This is a genomic window from Mesorhizobium sp. WSM4809 (assembly GCF_055811655.1).
Map to the genome: position 1 here is coordinate 1 of NZ_JBVVQW010000021.1, position 17,301 is coordinate 17,301.

Annotated in this window: 13 protein-coding genes and 1 pseudogene; 9 read left to right on the forward strand and 5 right to left on the reverse strand. The window is 62.0% G+C overall.

Annotated elements, in window-relative coordinates:
- Positions 1–50 precede the first annotated feature (50 nt).
- Positions 51–1,487: a glutamine synthetase family protein gene (locus tag AC0L24_RS30105; protein WP_027035719.1), complete on the reverse strand. Its 1,437-nt coding sequence runs from the start codon at positions 1,485–1,487 to the stop codon at positions 51–53.
- Between the two features lie 163 nt (positions 1,488–1,650).
- Between AC0L24_RS30105 and AC0L24_RS30110 the strand changes: the two genes are divergently transcribed.
- Positions 1,651–2,364, forward strand: a complete 714-nt coding sequence (locus AC0L24_RS30110) for an HAD family hydrolase (protein WP_127807878.1) — start codon at positions 1,651–1,653, stop codon at positions 2,362–2,364.
- Between the two features lie 69 nt (positions 2,365–2,433).
- On the opposite strand, the gene AC0L24_RS30115 is transcribed toward AC0L24_RS30110, so the two are convergent.
- The 3 genes from AC0L24_RS30115 to aceA all read right to left on the reverse strand — a co-directional run bounded on the left by AC0L24_RS30115 (position 2,434) and on the right by aceA (position 4,707).
- Entirely contained in the window at positions 2,434–2,838 is a 405-nt protein-coding gene (locus AC0L24_RS30115; protein ID WP_245463682.1) for an ANTAR domain-containing protein, read from the reverse strand.
- 279 nt (positions 2,839–3,117) lie between these two features.
- Positions 3,118–3,360: an SMc00767 family acetate metabolism repressor gene (locus tag AC0L24_RS30120; RefSeq protein ID WP_006202762.1), complete on the reverse strand. Its 243-nt coding sequence runs from the start codon at positions 3,358–3,360 to the stop codon at positions 3,118–3,120.
- Between the two features lie 57 nt (positions 3,361–3,417).
- Positions 3,418–4,707: an isocitrate lyase gene (gene aceA / locus AC0L24_RS30125; protein ID WP_127268366.1), complete on the reverse strand. Its 1,290-nt coding sequence runs from the start codon at positions 4,705–4,707 to the stop codon at positions 3,418–3,420.
- Between the two features lie 220 nt (positions 4,708–4,927).
- On the opposite strand from aceA, the gene AC0L24_RS30130 reads away from it, so the two are divergent.
- The 7 genes and pseudogenes from AC0L24_RS30130 to AC0L24_RS30160 all read left to right on the forward strand — a co-directional run bounded on the left by AC0L24_RS30130 (position 4,928) and on the right by AC0L24_RS30160 (position 13,020).
- The gene (locus AC0L24_RS30130) at positions 4,928–6,370 is read left to right on the forward strand and encodes a helix-turn-helix domain-containing protein (RefSeq protein ID WP_127807877.1); all 1,443 of its coding nucleotides are present in this window, start codon (positions 4,928–4,930) and stop codon (positions 6,368–6,370) included.
- A gap of 149 nt (positions 6,371–6,519) precedes the next feature.
- Positions 6,520–7,422, forward strand: a complete 903-nt coding sequence (locus AC0L24_RS30135; RefSeq protein WP_127807876.1) for a DUF2167 domain-containing protein — start codon at positions 6,520–6,522, stop codon at positions 7,420–7,422.
- A 178-nt stretch (positions 7,423–7,600) separates the two neighbouring features.
- A pseudogene (locus AC0L24_RS30140) lies at positions 7,601–8,552 on the forward strand (DMT family transporter).
- 340 nt (positions 8,553–8,892) lie between these two features.
- A complete protein-coding gene (locus AC0L24_RS30145) occupies positions 8,893–9,990 on the forward strand; it encodes a polyamine ABC transporter substrate-binding protein (protein ID WP_127268369.1) in 1,098 nt (365 codons plus the stop codon).
- Between the two features lie 84 nt (positions 9,991–10,074).
- On the forward strand, positions 10,075–11,214 hold the full coding sequence (locus tag AC0L24_RS30150) for an ABC transporter ATP-binding protein (protein ID WP_127397456.1): 1,140 nt from the start codon (positions 10,075–10,077) through the stop codon (positions 11,212–11,214).
- Positions 11,215–11,222: 8 nt separating this feature from the next.
- Positions 11,223–12,197, forward strand: coding sequence for an ABC transporter permease subunit (locus tag AC0L24_RS30155; protein WP_127397455.1), 975 nt, complete (start codon positions 11,223–11,225; stop codon positions 12,195–12,197).
- A gap of 4 nt (positions 12,198–12,201) precedes the next feature.
- Complete coding sequence (locus tag AC0L24_RS30160; RefSeq protein WP_013530251.1) at positions 12,202–13,020, forward strand: ABC transporter permease; 819 nt, start codon at positions 12,202–12,204, stop codon at positions 13,018–13,020.
- A 23-nt stretch (positions 13,021–13,043) separates the two neighbouring features.
- Here AC0L24_RS30160 and AC0L24_RS30165 read toward each other — a convergent pair whose 3' ends face one another.
- Positions 13,044–14,894, reverse strand: coding sequence for an AsmA family protein (locus tag AC0L24_RS30165; RefSeq protein ID WP_127327951.1), 1,851 nt, complete (start codon positions 14,892–14,894; stop codon positions 13,044–13,046).
- A 272-nt stretch (positions 14,895–15,166) separates the two neighbouring features.
- Between AC0L24_RS30165 and AC0L24_RS30170 the strand changes: the two genes are divergently transcribed.
- On the forward strand, positions 15,167–17,125 hold the full coding sequence (locus tag AC0L24_RS30170; RefSeq protein WP_473564687.1) for an acetoacetate--CoA ligase: 1,959 nt from the start codon (positions 15,167–15,169) through the stop codon (positions 17,123–17,125).
- Positions 17,126–17,301: the final 176 nt, after the last annotated feature.

Genomic DNA, 17,301 nt, shown 5'->3' on the forward strand with positions numbered 1-17,301 from the left:
CCCCTACTCCCCTACTCCCCTACTCCCCTACTCCCCTACTGCCCTATTCCCTACACATTCAGCAACAAATACTCCCGCTCCCACGGGCTGATCACTTCCATGAAGGTCTCGAACTCCGCCCGCTTGATCGCCGCATAGGTGGCGGCGAAGGACTTGCCCAGATGCGCGCAGAGTTCCTCGTCGCCCTCGAACAGGTCGACGGCTTCGAGCAGGCCACGCGGCAGGTCGATTTCGTCGGCATTGGCGGTGGTCAGGACGGGAGGCTCGGCCTTGATCTTGTTGGTGATGCCGATCAGCCCGCAGGCAAGCGATGCCGCCAGCGCCAGATAGGGGTTGGCATCGGAGGACGGGATGCGGTTTTCGACGCGCCGTGCCGCCGGATCCGAGCGTGGCACGCGAAACGCCGTGGTGCGGTTGTCATAGCCCCATTTGTTGTTGACCGGCGCCGACGCCGCCTGTGTCAGCCGGCGGTAGGAATTGACGTAGGGCGCGAACATCACCAGCGCGTTCGGCACATGCTTCTGCATGCCGCCGATGAAGTGGAAAAAATCGTCGGTTTCCGAGCCGTCAGCGGCCGAAAAGATGTTCTGTCCGGTCTTCTTGTCGATGATCGACTGGTGGATGTGCATGGCGGAGCCGGGTTGCCCTTGGATCGGCTTGGCCATGAAGGTGGCGTAGATCTCGTGCTTCAGCGCCGCCTCGCGAATGGTGCGCTTGAACATGAACACCTGGTCGGCCAGTTCGATCGGGTCGCCGTGGCGCAGATTGATCTCCAGCTGGCCGGCGCCTTCCTCGTGGATCAGCGTGTCGATCTCCAGGCCCTGGCTTTCAGAGAAATGGTAGATGTCATCGATCAGTTCGTCGAATTCGTTGACGCCGGCGATCGAATAGCCGGCGCCGCCACCGATCGCGCGTCCCGACCGGCCGACCGGCGGGGTCAGCGGATAGTCCGGATCGGGATTCTTGCGCACCAGGTAGAACTCGATCTCGGGCGCCACCACTGGCTTCAGGCCGAGCTTGTCATAGGCGGCCACCACACGTTTCAACACATTGCGCGGCGTGAACTCGACCGAGCGTCCGTCCTGGTGGACGAGGTCGCAGATGACCGCGGCCGTCGGGTCTTCTTCCCAGGGCACCACCGTCAGCGTCGACAGGTCGGGCATGAGTTTGAGGTCGCCGTCGTCTTCCGGGTAATGGAAGCCGTTGCCATCCTCGGGGTAGCCGCCGGAAATCGTCGTCATGAAGACTGCCGACGGCAGCGCCAGCGAGGTGTTGGAGGTGAATTTCTTCGATGGCATCATTTTGCCACGCGCAACGCCTGCCTGATCGGGCGTGATGCACTCGATATCCTCGATGCCGCGCCACTCCAGCCAGGCGCTGACTTCCTTCCAGTTCTTGACGCCCCGTTGGTTTTTCACGAAGGCAGGCGTGCGGGCGCGTCCTCCGCGGCTCGACGGACGGACTTCCTTTTTTGCAGGCGGCATCATTCACCAGATTGGGTTGCGGATTGTGGAGTATAGCCGTGCCCTCCTATGGAAGGGAAGGGGAGCCGCGTCGGGCATTGGCCGGCGCGGTTGAAAATCACGCCAATCGGCCTAGTTTCGGCCGTCGCAATTCCAATCGAGGCCCAAATCTTAATCGAGAAATTGAATGCGGCCCAACGGCAGACTGACAACGATCGGATTCGATGCCGACGACACGCTGTGGCAGAACGAGCAGTTCTTCCGGCTGACGGAAAAGCGCTTTGCCGCCATGCTCGTCGACCATGGCGAAGCCGAGCATATCTCGGCACGATTGCTGGAGGTCGAAAGGCGCAACCTCGCCGTCTATGGCTTCGGCATCAAGGGATTTACCCTGTCGATGATCGAGACGGCGATCGAGGTCACGCAAGGCCGCGTGCCGGCTTCGGTCATAGCGGAGATTCTCGATGCCGGCCGCGAGATGCTGAGCCATCCGATCGAGGCCTTGCCGCACGCCCGCGAGACGGTCGAAAAGCTTGCCGGTGCATTCCGCCTCGTGCTGATCACCAAGGGCGACCTCTTCGATCAGGAGCGCAAGCTGGCTGGCTCAGGCCTTGGCGATCTGTTCGACGCGGTCGAGATCGTCAGTGACAAGAATGCAGCCACCTATAGCAGGCTCTTCAACCGCCACGGTGATGGTCCGGCGAAAAGCATGATGGTCGGCAACTCGCTGAAGTCGGATGTGGTGCCGGCCATAGAGGCCGGCGGCTGGGGTGTCCATGTGCCGCATGAACTGACATGGGTGCTGGAGCATGTCGAGGCGCCGGTAACCGAATCGAGGTTCCGCCAGATATCCGATCTCGGACAACTGCCCGGACTGATCGAAAGCATCATCGATCCGTGATCGCCGGGCCTTACCTGGTTTGCTCAATTCCGGACGGAAAACCGCCTGCGTACTTTTCCCGCAGTTGCCTTAGCGGCCGATCAGGCGATCGATCACCGGTTGCAACCGTTCGGGCGTGATCGGCTTGGCGACCACCACGTCGATGATACCAGACAGGCCCAGACTTTCCGTCGTGCCGTTCTTGGTTGACAGCAGGATTACCGGTGGCAGTGATTTGCCCGAGGCGCGGCGCAACGCGTCGATGCTGGACATCAGATTGTCGCAGTCCTTGTTGTCGGCGCCGCCGTCAAGGACAACCACACCGGGAATGAGCGACCGCAAGATCCTTGCCGCCGTGTCGGGAGATTCCGAAATCGGCTTGAGCCCGGATCGCTCGACGATCTTTGAAATCACCACGCGATTGATGGGCGATTTCCCGACGACAAGCACCTGCGACGGATCGCGGATCGCCTCGGTGGTTGAGTCGCGGGTCACCGGATTCGGATGTCTTGGAGTCTCGCCTTCGCGATTCACCGGGCACACAAGTCGGCCAAGAAGCTCGCCCCTATTTCAATGCAGAGTTGAATCCGGAGCGCAATTGGCGTGAGATCGTAGCCTGTGTCAAGTTGAAATAAAAGTGCTCGAAATCATCGCCGGGAGCAGTGAATTTCAAGCAACGCTACTGTACTCAACTGTCCACACGTGGATTTCCTAAAGAGAAAATTCACCTGCGCAGGGGCTGCGCAGGTGAAGGGTCGGTTGCATGGATTTCAGTCAGCCGTGGCTCTGCTGCGTGACGATCACCGGGATCAGCAGATCGCCCCAGTTGCCGTCGCCGCCGTGATGTCGTGCCGAGCGCACGAGTTCCACCGAGACGCCCGCCTCGACCGCCTTCATCACCGACTGGTTGAGGCGGTGCAGGTCGTTGGCCAGCATGCGGATCGTCGCCTGCTGGTCGACGCTCATCGTCGTCGACTGTTCCTCGGCGCGTTCCTTGACGCGGCTTATCGATGCCATTGGTCTTCTCCTGTGTTCCCAGCCCTGTTGGGCGTTTCCTCTGTACTTTGCTGCTCGCTATTCCGCGGCCGGTTTGAACTGCGCGTGCTCGGTCGATTCATGCATGGCGGTGGTCGATGACTGGCCGCCGGTGATCGCCATCGACACGGCGTCGAAATAGCCGGTGCCGACTTCGCGCTGATGTTTGGTCGCGGTGTAGCCATCGGCCTCGGCCGCGAACTCCGCTTCCTGCAACTCGGAATAGGCCGCCATCTGCCGCGCCTTGTAGCCGCGCGCCAGTTCGAACATGCCGTAGTTGAGCTGGTGGAAGCCGGCGAGCGTGATGAACTGGAACTTGTAGCCCATCGCGCCGAGCTCCTTCTGGAACCTGGCGATCGTCGCGTCGTCGAGGTTCTTCTTCCAGTTGAACGAGGGCGAGCAATTGTAGGCGAGCAGCTTGTCGGGATGATGCTTGCGCACGCCCTCGGCGAATTTCCTGGCCTGCGTCAGGTCCGGCTTCGAGGTCTCGCACCAGATCAGATCCGCGTAAGGCGCATAGGCAATGGCGCGGGCGATGCAGGGCTCGATGCCGTTCCTGACATGGTAGAAGCCTTCCACCGTGCGCCCGGCGTCGTAGTCGACGAAAGGCTGGTCGCGTTCGTCGATGTCGGAGGTGAGCAGCTTGGCGGCTTCCGCATCGGTGCGCGCGACGACCAGGGTCGGCGTGCCCATCACGTCCGCCGCCAGGCGCGCGGCGTTGAGGTTGCGGATGTGCGCCGCGGTCGGGATCAGCACCTTGCCGCCGAGATGGCCGCATTTCTTTTCCGACGCCAACTGGTCCTCATAATGGACGCCGGCGGCGCCCGCCTCGATGAAGGCCTTCATGATTTCGAAGGCGTTGAGCGGTCCGCCGAAACCGGCTTCCGCGTCGGCGACGATCGGCGCGAACCATGTCTCGACGGAAAGCCCGTTGCCTTCGGACGTTTCGATCTGGTCGGCGCGCTGCAGCGTCCGGTTGATGCGCTTGACCAGTTCGGGCGCTGCATTGGCCGGATAGAGCGACTGGTCCGGATACATCGCGCCAGCCGTGTTGGCGTCGGCGGCAACCTGCCAGCCCGACAGGTAGATCGCTTTCAGTCCGGCGCGCACCTGCTGCATCGCCTGATTGCCGGACATGGCACCGAGCGCGTTGACGAAGTCCTCCTCATGGATGAGCTTCCACAGCCGGTTGGCACCCATTTCGGCGAGGCTCTGACGGATCTGCACCGAACCGCGCAGACGCTTCACATCCGCCGCGGAGTAGGGCCGTTCGATACCGTCGAAACGACCTTCCGGGGCCGATGGGACGAGGTTGTAAAAATCAGTCATTGGTCACTCCGAGGAATTGCTGAACTGCGTCGAGAATCTGGGGTCGTTGGGTATGACTGGATTTACATTTCTGCGCGAAATCAGCCACAAAAATCCGGGAAGCCGACGGAATATAAGAGAAAACCTGTGTTGCGTTTGACAGAGGTGCGTTGTAAATTTGTCATTATTGTAAAACGCCAGAGCCCAGAAAGTTCATGTAAATTGCTGTAAAGGACAGTCCGTGGCTGACCAGAAGATCTTCGCCGGGCCGCGCATCCGCCGCATCCGCAATGCCAAGGGCCTGACCCAGACGGCGATGGCCGAGGGCCTCGGCATTTCACCGTCCTATCTCAATCTGATCGAGCGCAACCAGCGGCCGCTGACGGTGCAGCTGATCCTCAGGCTGGCTTCCGTCTACAAGGTCGATCCACACGAACTGCAGGGCGAGGCGAGGGGATCTGTCGCTGCCTTGAAGGAAGTGTTCACCGATCCCCTGCTGGTCGGCGAGTTGCCGGGTGATCAGGAACTGATCGAGCTTGCCGAGGCCGCGCCCAACGCGTCTGCGGCGGTGATAAAACTGTTCCGCGCCTATCGCGAGCAGGCCGAGCGCCTGTCCGACCTCAACGAACTGTTGGCGCGCGAAGGTCGGGCGACGGCGCTTTCCGGCGCCCGCCTGCCGATCGACGAGGTGCACGAGATTCTCGAGCGCCGGCCGAACCATTTCGCTGCCCTCGAGGAGGAGGCCGCGGCGTTCACCTCGGTGCTCGATCCCGGCGACGATCTGTTCGGCGCGCTGAAGGCCTGGCTGAAGCGAGAATATGGCATCGTCGTCAAGGTGCTGCCGGTCGCCACCATGCCTAACTGGCGCCGCCGTTATGATCGTCATTCGCAGCGCCTGTTCCTGTCCGAACGCCTGTCGCCGTTCGACCAGTTGCGCGAAGTCGCGATGGAGGCCTGCCTGATCCGCATGACGGTCGCGGTCGCCGGCGAGATCCAGGCGCTCAAGCTGAGCACCGACGAGGCGCGCCGCCTGGCCCGCTTCGAACTTGGCCGTTATGCGGCGCATGCGCTGATGATGCCCTATCAGGCCTTTCACGCGGCTGCCGTGCGCGCCCGCTATGACATCGATGTCCTGCGTTCGCGCTTCGGCGTCTCCTTCGAACAGGCAGCCAACCGGCTGACCATGCTGCAGCGGCAGGGTGCCTCGGGGGTGCCGTTCTTCATGCTGGAGGTCGACAATGCAGGCAACCGCTTCCGCAAGGCCGGCAGCCAGGGCTTTCCACAAAGCCGCTTTGGCGGCGGCTGTCCCAAGCTGCCCGTGCATGTTGCCTTCACCCAACCTGGCCAGGTCTTCGTCGAGGCAGTGGAAATGCCCGACGGCGCCGAGTTCCTGTGCATCGCCCGCACGCTGGAAGGGCCGCAAGGCGCGTTCTCGGAACGTCCGCGCCGCACCGCATTGCTGCTTGGCTGCGATATCGGCTTTCGTGACGAAATCGTCTATGGCGCGGCATTACCCGGTGCGGCAATCACCGCAAAGGCCGGCAGTATTGCGGCGACGCCGGTCGGGCCTGCCTGCCGGCTTTGCGAACGCGTCGGCTGCCTGGCGCGCGCCGAGCCGCCGGTGACGCGCCCGCTCGGCCTCGACGAGATGGTGACGGGCCTGAGTGCCTTCGATTTCCAGTGACGACATGAGTCGGCAAGAATATCTTTCGTCCGGCGGCGAAAGCTGCGGAGTCTTCCCTAGATAATATTGCCGAGTATTGCCGATCGAAATATTGATTCGGCGTTGACGACGAGGTATCAAGACGAACTACGCAAGGCTGGGGGGCGGCGATGGGCAGGACGGTTTTTTCGCTTGGGCTGACATTTGCCCTCTCAGCTTCATCTGCATATGCAGAAAAATCCTCGGATTTCTTCAGCTCCTACAAACAGTACAATGATGCCGGCAAGGCATTCCTGGACAAGATAGATCCAAAGACCGGACCGATAGACCTCGCCGAAGGCATTCACCTCGATCTCAAGGGCAAGTTCTATTTTCTGAATAAGAAGGACGCCGTCTCGGTCCTGACCGAGGCTTGGGGTAACCCACCCGATGCCGGTTCCGACGCGATCGGCATGATCTTCCCGAGCAATTATGACCCCATCGCCGACAACAATTGGGGAATAGAGCTGCGATGGGAAAAGATCGGTTATGTCGATGACGGCGACGCTGCCTCCATCAACTACAGCGAACTATTGAGCAGCATGAAGGCCGACACTTTGTCGGGCAACGATCAACGGGTGAAGGACGGTTTTCCGCCCGTCACGTTGATCGGTTGGGCTTCGCCGCCAGTCTATGATGCCGTCAACAAGCGTCTGCATTGGGCCAAGGAACTCCAGTTCGGAAACGACGCCGTCCACACGCTCAACTACGATGTCCGTTTCCTTGGCAGGGAGGGCGTCTTCGTGATGAGTTACATCGCCAATGTGGAGCAGTTGCCGGAGATAAAGCAGAGCCTGGATGAAGTGCTTGGCCTGGCGGGCTTCAGCACGGGCAAGAGATACACGGATTTCCTGCCCGGCACCGACACGGTCGCCGCGGTTGGGATTGGCGGCCTCATCGCCGGGAAATTGGCGGCAAAGGCTGGTCTTCTGGCGGTGGCGCTCATCGCCTTGAAGAAATTCGGCCTGATCCTGCTGATTCCGTTGGCCGGCCTTTGGCGGCTCATTCGGGGCAACAGGAACGCTTCCTCCTAGATTGGGATGATCAGCCAACCCCAGCAGGGCGAATTTGGTCCAGGCGTCTGACCAGTGCGCCAAAGGGGAACATGAAGCTGGATCACGCCCGGCCGTTGCCGACGCATTAGGCGAAAATGGCACGTCCTTGTCGCCCATCGCGCATCGTGCACCGCCGGAAACACCGACAGTGGCAGCCATGACCAATACCGCATCGCCAATCGTCGCATCGCCAGCCGTGTCGCCGCGCGAGGAACGCGTCGGCATGCTTTTGGTCTTCCTGTCGGCGCTGATGTGGAGTTTCGGCGGCACCATCGCCCGCTTCATCACCGTCGGTGACAGCTGGACGGTCATTTTCTGGCGCTCCGTCTGGGCAGCCGCCTTCCTGGTCTGCTTCATGGTCTGGCGTGACGGCTGGCGTGGCACGCGGAAGCTGTTCCGCGACATGGGTCTGCCCGGTCTTGCCGTCGGGATCTGCTTTGCCACCGCATCGACCGCCTTCGTCGTGGCGCTGGCCTACACCACCGTCGCCAACATCCTTTTGATGCAGGCAGGCGTGCCGTTGCTGGCGGCGCTGTTTGCCTGGGCGTTGTTTCGCGAAAGGGTCGGGTGTCGCCACCTGGGTGGCAATCCCCGCCGTCATCACCGGCGTCGCCATCATGGTGTCGGAATCGCTGGATGGCGCCGTCTCGCCCATAGGCGATGGGCTGGCGCTGTTGATCGCGGTCATGTTCTCGGTCGCCACCGTCATCACCCGGCGGTTTTCCGGCGTGCGCATGACGCCGGCGACGTGCCTCGGCACCATGCTCGCGGCCGGCTTTGCCGTCTCGCAGGCATCGACCTTCACCGTGTCAGTCAGCGACATGGGCTTTCTGTTTGCCTTCGGCGTGGTCAATCTCGGCCTCGGTCTCGCCTTCTTCGCCACCGGCGCACGGTTGATCCCGGCGGCCATCGCGGCTCTGCTCGGCACGTTCGAGCCGATCCTCGGCCCGATATGGGTCTGGCTCATCCATTCCGAGGTGCCGTCGGGGCGCACCATCATCGGTGGCGCGGTGGTGGTCACGGCGCTGCTCGTCCATATCGGGCTCGAATTCAAGCGGCAGGCACGGCCCGAACGCGCAGGGGTCACCGGGGTGCCGTCGCCTAATTGAGGCGGCCTGCAGCTTTGCCATTGACAACGTCGCTGCAGCACGGGCAGGCTGGGAATACGGCAACAACAAGACAGGCGTATCTTGCCAGGTCTCCAAGCCGGTCCGATCGGGACCGGACCATATAGTCGTATCTCTGCCCGCGCTACGGCGAAAGCCTATGACGGTATTGGCACGCCTCCCAAGCCGCCTCAGGGGCATCCAGCCATCTCATCGAACCGCCTGAATGGTCTCGGCAGTTCGCGCTTGTCGCCCCTTGGAAAGCTCAATAGTCTGAAGAAAATGCCGGTCGCGCTGATATCGCGACGAGCCGGTGAAGGAACACTCATCAAAGGAGAATAGCATGATCCGCAAAGCGCTCTGGCTTTCGGCAACCTCGGCATTCCTGACATTGTTCACCGTCGGCGGTCACGCCGCGGATCGTGTCGTCAACGTCTTCAACTGGTCGGACTACATCGACAGTTCGATCATCGACGATTTCACCAAGGAAACCGGCATCAAGGTCGTCTACGACACCTTCGATTCCAACGAAATCCTTGAGACCAAGCTGCTTGCCGGCGGCAGCGGCTATGACGTCGTCGTGCCCAGCGGCAATTTCCTTGCGCGCCAGATCCAGGCCGGCGTGTTCCAGAAGCTCGACAAGTCGAAACTGCCCAACATTTCCAACATGTGGGACACGGTTACCGAGCGAACCGCCAAATATGACCCCGGCAACGAATACTCGGTCAACTACATGTGGGGCACGGTTGGCATCGGCTACAACATCAAGAAGGTGCAGGCGGCGCTTGGCACTGACAAGATCGACAGCTGGGACGTCTTCTTCAATCCCGATAGCCTGGCCAAATTGAAGGACTGCGGCGTCTACGTGCTGGACTCGCCGGCAGATATCATCCCGGCGGCGTTGAAATATCTCAACCTCGACCCGAACAGCACGTCACCCGATGATATCGCCAAGGCCGAGGAGACCTTGCTCAAGGTGCGGCCTTACATCAGGAAGTTCCATTCCTCCGAATACATCAACGCGCTCGCCAACGGTGATATCTGCCTGGCGGTCGGCTGGTCGGGTGACGTGTTCCAGGCCCGCAACCGCGCGGTCGAGGCCAAGCAGGGCGTCGAAATCGGCTATTCCGTGCCGAAGGAGGGCGCGCAGATGTGGTTCGACCAGATGGCGATCCCCGCCGACGCACCGCATGTCGCGGAGGCGCTCGAGTTCATCAACTACATGATGAAGCCGGAAGTCATCGCCAAGTCGTCGAACTACGTGCTCTACGCAAACGGCAACAAGGCTTCGCAGCAATTCGTCGACAAGGCATTGTTGGAGGATCCTTCGGTTTATCCCGATGCCGAGACCATAAAGAAGCTCTACACCGTCTCGCCATACGATCCCAAGACCCAGCGCGTCATCACGCGCACCTGGACCAAGATCGTCACTGGCCAGTAAGCAATCCGACACGGTCCCGGCAGCCACCTGCCGGGACCGTTTCTACCTGGGGCAAGAAGCAAGAAAATCAGGACGGAGTGGGATATGAAATCGCTTGGCAGCATCCGCAGGGATTTTGCACCGTGGAACGACCCGAATGCCAAGCCGTACATCCAGTTCGACAACGTCACCAAGAAGTTCGGTGACTTCACCGCCGTCAACAATCTGTCTCTGACCATCTTCGAGCGCGAGTTCTTCGCGCTGCTCGGCGCCTCCGGTTGCGGAAAGTCGACGCTGCTCAGGATGCTCGCCGGCTTCGAGGAGCCGACAGCCGGCCGCATTCTGCTTGACGGCCAGGATCTGCGTGGCATCCCGCCCTACCGGCGGCCTGTCAACATGATGTTCCAGTCCTATGCGCTGTTCCCGCATATGACGGTCGAGAACAACATCGCCTTCGGCCTCAAGCAGGACGGCATGCCGAAGCCCGAAATCGCATCGCGCGTTGCCGAGATGCTGAAGCTGGTCAAACTCGAGCAGTTCGCCAAGCGCAAGCCGCACCAACTATCCGGCGGCCAGCGCCAGCGCGTCGCGCTCGCCCGCTCGGTCGCCAAGCGGCCGAAGGTGCTGCTGCTCGACGAGCCGCTCGGCGCGTTGGACAAGAAGCTGCGCGAAGAGACGCAATTCGAACTGATGGATTTGCAGCAGAACCTCGGCCTGACCTTCGTCGTCGTCACCCACGACCAGGAAGAGGCGATGACCATGGCCGATCGCATCGCCATCATCGACAAGGGCGAGGTGATGCAGGTGGCAACGCCGGCCGAAGTCTACGAGGCGCCCGGATCGCGCTTCGTCGCCGGCTTCGTCGGCAATGTGAACATGTTCGAGGGCAAGATTGCGCGTGGCGAGGCCGGCAGCGCCAGCATCGATGCCGGCAATGGCCTCACCATCCGCACCGACAATGCCGGCGCCGCCGGCGCCGGGACGGCCGTCACCTTCGCCATCAGGCCCGAAAAGATCAAGGTGTCGTCGAAGAAGCCGGCCGAGGCGGTCAACGCCATCGAGGGCGAGGTCTACGACATCGCCTATCTCGGCGACATGACCGTCTACCATGTCAGGCTGGACGACGGCCAGGTGGTGCGCGCGAGCACCATGAATGCGGCCCGCATCACCGAGGATCCGTTGAGCTGGAACGACCGCGCCTGGGTTTCCTTCCGGCCCGATGCCGGCGTCGTGCTGACGCGGTAGGGGCGACCATGTCGAGCGCTGCCGTCACCACCTCATCAGCCTCTCCGGCATCCAATGCCGGCAGATCCCTCCTTGCCAGGCTGGGTGCTGCCTTCGTTGGCCGACTGGTCATCATCATCCCGTATGTCTGGCTGCTGTTCTTCTTCCTCATTCCGTTCGTCATCGTCTTCAAGATCTCGCTGTCGCAGACGGCGATCGCCATTCCGCCCTATACGCCGGCGCTCGATTTCAGCGGCGGCATTTCCGGGTTCCTGGCTCAGCTGAAGCAACTCAGCCTCGACAATTACGCCTGGCTGACGCAGGACGCCCTCTACTTCAACGCCTATGTAACCAGCGTCATCATCGCCGCGGTCTCGACGGTCCTGACATTGCTCGTCGGCTACCCCATCGCCTATGGCATGGCGCGCGCGCCGGCGACGATCCGCCCGACCTTGCTGATGCTGGTGATCCTACCGTTCTGGACCTCGTTCCTGATCCGGGTCTACGCCTGGATCGGCATTCTCAAGCCCGAAGGGCTGCTCAATCAGTTGCTGCTCGCCACCGGCGTCATCCACCAGCCGCTGATCATCCTCAACACCTATACGGCGATCTTCATCGGCATCGTCTATTCCTACCTGCCGTTCATGGTGTTGCCGCTCTATTCCGCGCTTGAGAAGATGGACTATTCGCTGATCGAGGCAGCCAAGGATCTCGGCTGTCCGCCGACAAGTGCGTTCTGGAAGATCACCTTCCCGCTGTCGCTGCCCGGCGTCATCGCCGGCTGTCTGCTGGTGTTCATTCCGGCCGTCGGCGAGTTCGTCATTCCCGATCTGCTCGGCGGCTCGCAGACGCTGATGATCGGCAAGACGTTGTGGAACGAGTTCTTCGCCAATCGCGACTGGCCGGTATCGTCGGCCGTTGCCGTCATCCTGCTGTTGCTGCTGATCGTGCCGATCATGCTCTTCCAGCGGGCCCAGGCGCGCGCTCAGGAAATGGACAGGTGACCTCATGAACGCCACCTGGAGCCGCTTCAACATCACTTCGATCGTGCTTGGCTTTGCCTTTCTCTATCTGCCGATCGTGCTGCTCATCGTCTTCTCGTTCAACGAGTCGAAACTGGTTACGGTCTGGGGCGGTTTCTCGACCAAATGGTACGTCTCGCTGTTCCACAATCAGGGCCTCATGGACGCGACCTGGGTGACGGCGCGCGTTGGCCTGATCTCGGCCACGGTAGCGACCGTTCTCGGCACGCTGGCGGCACTCACCTTGACCCGCTACACGCGCTTCAAGGGCAGGGTGCTGTTCTCCGGCATGGTCTTTGCGCCGCTGGTCATGCCGGAAGTCATCACCGGCCTGTCGCTGCTGCTGCTCTTTGTCGCCGTCGGGCTCGACCGCGGCTTCCTCACCGTGACGCTCGCCCACATCACGCTGACCATGTGCTTCGTCGCCGTGGTCGTGCAGTCGCGCCTTATGACCTTCGACCGCTCGCTGGAAGAAGCCGCGATGGATCTTGGCGCAACGCCGGTGAAGACCTTCTTCCAGATCACATTGCCGGTCATCATGCCGGCGATCGTCTCCGGCTGGATGCTGGCTTTCACGCTTTCGCTCGACGATCTGGTCATCGCAAGCTTCACCTCCGGGCCGGGCGCGACGACGCTGCCGATGAAGATCTACAGCCAGGTTCGCCTCGGCGTGACGCCGGAAATCAACGCTGCCTGCACCATCCTGATCGCTGTCGTGGCGATTGGCGTCATCATCGCCTCGCTTGCCAACAAGCGGCGTGAGGTGCAGCGCCAGCTCGACGAGCAGGCGGCGCAGCGCGGGTGAAAGACAGGAGGCGCAGTGGCGGCCTATTCCCCCGAAACGCCGCGGCTGATCGGGGAAATGAACGGCGTGCTCCAGGTTCCGCCGACGAAGAACGATGACTGGTTGGGACCTTGCTGGCCGTTGGCCTGCGTTGCCGCCTGGTCAGGCTGAATGACGCCGCCGGACAAGGCCAGTCCGCGCCCGGCGTAGGACGCGATGCCGGACAGCCAGATCTTGTACTTCGCTGAATTGGCCTCGGCCTTGTCGATCCGCGCCACGCCCTTCGAAATGGTGGCCTTGATCTCGGCGCCGTCGATCGGCAATGTTCCGTCGGAGACGTCGTCGAGCGCGAAGAAGCCGCCCTGTTCGGTATGTTTGAGGAAGGCCGGCAGGTTGAGCTTGCTCAACGCACCCGGCCCGAAGGTCGCCGAGACCGAGCCGTCGGCATTGTCGAAGATGGAATCCCAGGTTCTGCCCGGCCCCTTGAGGATCACCGAGACGGTGCCCGTGCCGACCGGCACCAGCCGCGTCATCCCTGCCGCCGTGCCGAACGCACCGCCGTCGATGTCGGACGCCAGAAGGCGGATTTCGACCTGCGAGCCCTCCGGCTTGCGATCGAAGCGAAGGCTGGTCTGGATGTTGCCGCCGAAGGCCGAGGCATCGGAGATGTCGAATACCGACAGACCATCCTTGACCTGGGCGGTGGCGGCGACATCGGCGAGCTGGATAGGTCCCGCCGTGGCGTGGGCTGCCGACAGCCTCAGATCGAGATTGATCTTGTCGGCGAAACTTGTGTCGATTTCGCCGGGGCCCGCCCCTCCGGTCGGCACCAGCGGGGTGAAGGCCGAAAGAAACGATCTGAGGTCGAGCGTGTCGAAGGCGAGCGTACCGGAGATCACAGGTTGTGCGCCAAGCGAGAGGTCCAGTGCACCCATCCCCGGATTGTTGTCGAGTGCAATTGCCGTGTTGTCGAACTTGACGCGCCCGCCCGTCGCGGTGATCTTGCTCGAAATGCTGACCGAGCCGATCGCCGCACCCGGAGCGATGCCGGCCTGCGACCATTCCAGGACACGCCGCAGCGAGGGTGCCGAGAACTTCGCCTGACCGTCGAAATAGGTATTTTCAGACATGCTGGCCGTGCCGTCGAACGAGAAGGTGGCGGGCGCCGCCTTGAAGGACAGCGTCAGCGGCGCCGTGCCGCCGGCAAACAGCACAAGTGGTCTGGCCGAGGCGACGTCCAGCGCGACGCTTTCGCCCCGCCAGATCCCTGTTGCCGACAGCGTCGCATTGCTGTTCATCGCCGCCCAATTCGCCTGACCGTTTAAACTGCTCAGGATCTCGACGTCCTTGCCGCCGATGGACGCTACCATTCGGCCGTCGCGAAACTCGACCGTGCCGAAGGTGTCGGTAGGCAGCTTGTCGAGGTCCGGCTTGGCGGGGTCGGCATTGACCACGCCGCGCGCCGTGTCGATGGAACGCGTGATGCGCCCGCCGGTGGGGACAGCGGGCAGGAAAAGGCCGGCAGGCGTGCGCTGGACCCGGATCGTCGGCCGCACCAGCCGCGCCGTCGAAAACACCACGTCGCCGCGCAGCGCCGCCATGGCGGAAAGGTCGACCTCGACCCGTTCTGCCTCGACCACAGGCGGCGCCTCGGTGTCGGTCCATTGTGAAAGCGTCACATCGGTCAGGATTGCCCGGAATGTCGGCCAGACCTCGATGCGCGGCGAACCGTCGATGGCGACCCGGAAGCCGCTCCACGCGCTCATTTCCCAGGCGATGCGGTCGCGCACGATACGGGTGGAGGCAATCAGCGGCAGGGCGGCAACGACCAGCGCGACGACGATCACGGCAGCGCCGATCGCCCATATTCCGCGCCGGATCATAGATGATGGCATATGGCCCCGTATGCTTCCATTCCGACAAATCGCCCGGCGGGTGTAACCCCGGTCGTCACCACGACCCCAGTCGTCACCACGACCCCAGTCGTCACCACGACCCCCAGTCGTCACCACGACTTCAAGTTGTCACTACGACTTAGGGCTGAGGCATTTCAAGTCTTTATGGCCCGGCGATGGCATTTGCGCACATCTGGTCGCATCAGCCGAACAAAATCTTGCTCTGCTGCGCTGCGATATGCATAAGCGATGGCGACCGTGGAGGAACGATCATGGCTGCCGGACAACCGCTCTGGACCCCGACGCAAGACCAGATTGACGCAGCACCCTTGACCGCCTTCACCAAGGCCGCCGGAGTGAAAGCCGGCGTAGCGTTTTCCTCGTATTCGCAGCTTCATGCCTGGTCGGTCGAGGACCGTGAGGGGTTCTGGAGCCTGATCTGGGATTTCTGCGGCATCGTCGGCGACAAGGGCGATAACCTGCTCGTCGACGGCGACAAGATGCCCGGCGCTTCTTTCTTTCCCGATGCGACACTGAATTTCGCCGAGAATCTGCTGAAGAAGACCGGCTCAGGCGACGCAATCGTGTTTCGCGGCGAAGACAAGGTCGAGCGCCGGCTGTCCTGGAACGCGTTGCACGCGCTGACCTCGCGGCTGCAGCAGCTTTTCCTGTCGCTCAAGGTGAAGAAGGGCGACCGCATCGCCGCCATGATGCCCAACATGCCGGAGACCGTCGCCGCCATGCTGGCCGCCGCCTCGATCGGCGCGGTTTGGTCGTCCTGCTCTCCCGATTTCGGCGAGCAGGGCGTGCTCGACAGGTTCGGCCAGATCGAGCCCGTCGTCTTCATCGCGCCGGATGGCTATTGGTACAATGGCAAGGCGATCGAAGTCGCCGACAAGATCGCCGCGGTCGCGGCCAAGCTCGGCACTGTCCGCAAGATTCTGGTCGTCGATTATCTCGGCACATCGAGCGATGTCGCCGGGGCCATCGACAAGGCGGTAGCGCTGGAAGAGGCGCTGTCGCCCTTCGTCGGCAAGCCCGTTGCCTTCGAGCCGCTGCCGTTTTCGCATCCGCTCTACATCCTGTTTTCGTCGGGAACGACCGGCATTCCCAAATGCATCGTCCATTCGGCCGGCGGCACGCTGATCCAGCATGTCAAGGAACACCGGCTGCATGCCGGTCTCACCGATGGCGACCGCTTCTTCTACTTCACCACCTGCGGCTGGATGATGTGGAACTGGCTGGTGTCGGGGCTCGCTTCGGGGGCCACGTTGCTGCTCTATGACGGTTCGCCCTTCTACCCCGACGGCAATGTGCTGTTCGATTTCGCCGATGCCGAGAAGATGACGTTCCTCGGCACCTCGGCCAAGTTCATCGATTCCGTGCGCAAGGCCGGCCTCAAGCCGATCCGCACGCATGATCTGGCCACGGTGCGGGCAATCTCCTCCACCGGCTCGCCGCTGTCGCCGGAAGATTTCCGCTTCGTTTATGACGGCATCAAGAAGGACGTGCATCTGGCCTCGGTCTCCGGCGGCACCGACATCGTCTCCTGCTTCGTGCTCGGCGTGCCGACGCAGCCTGTCTGGACCGGCGAGATCCAGGGACCCGGCCTTGCCCTTGCGGTCGATGTCTGGGACGATGACGGCAGGCCGGTCCGGCAGGAGAAGGGCGAGTTGGTCTGCACCAAGGCTTTTCCGGCGATGCCGATCGGCTTCTGGAACGACCCCGAGGGCAAGAAGTACCGGGCGGCCTATTTCGAGCGCTTCGACAATGTCTGGTGTCACGGCGATTTCGCCGAATGGACCGCGCATGGCGGCCTGATCATCCATGGCCGCTCCGACGCCACGCTCAACCCGGGCGGCGTGCGCATCGGCACGGCGGAGATCTACAACCAGGTCGAACAGATGCCGGAGATTCTGGAAGCACTGTGCATCGGCCAGGACTTCGACAACGACGTGCGCGTCGTCCTGTTCGTGCGCCTGGCCGCCGGCGCGCAGCTCGACGAAAATCTGGAAAAACGCATCCGCGCCAAGATCCGCAGTGGCGCCAGTCCCCGCCATGTCCCGGCCAGGATCGTTGCCGTGTCGGATATTCCCCGCACCAAGTCGGGTAAGATCACCGAACTCGCGGTGCGCGACGTGGTGCACGGCCGCGCCATCAAGAACAAGGAAGCGCTCGCCAACCCGGAAGCGCTCGACCTGTTCAAGAACCTGCCGCAGCTGGCCGAGTAGCTGCTACTGCATGTCGCTCAAAAGTGGTCCGGTTTTGAGACAACGACATGCATGAAAAAGGCCTTTCCGGCATGGTTAACGAAATATCTCGCTAGAATTTACCTAGATTTCATGAGTGGTACACATTCGTAAATTTTCCGGCACTCCGGTAAGGAGTTGTTAAGGTCCGGCGTCGA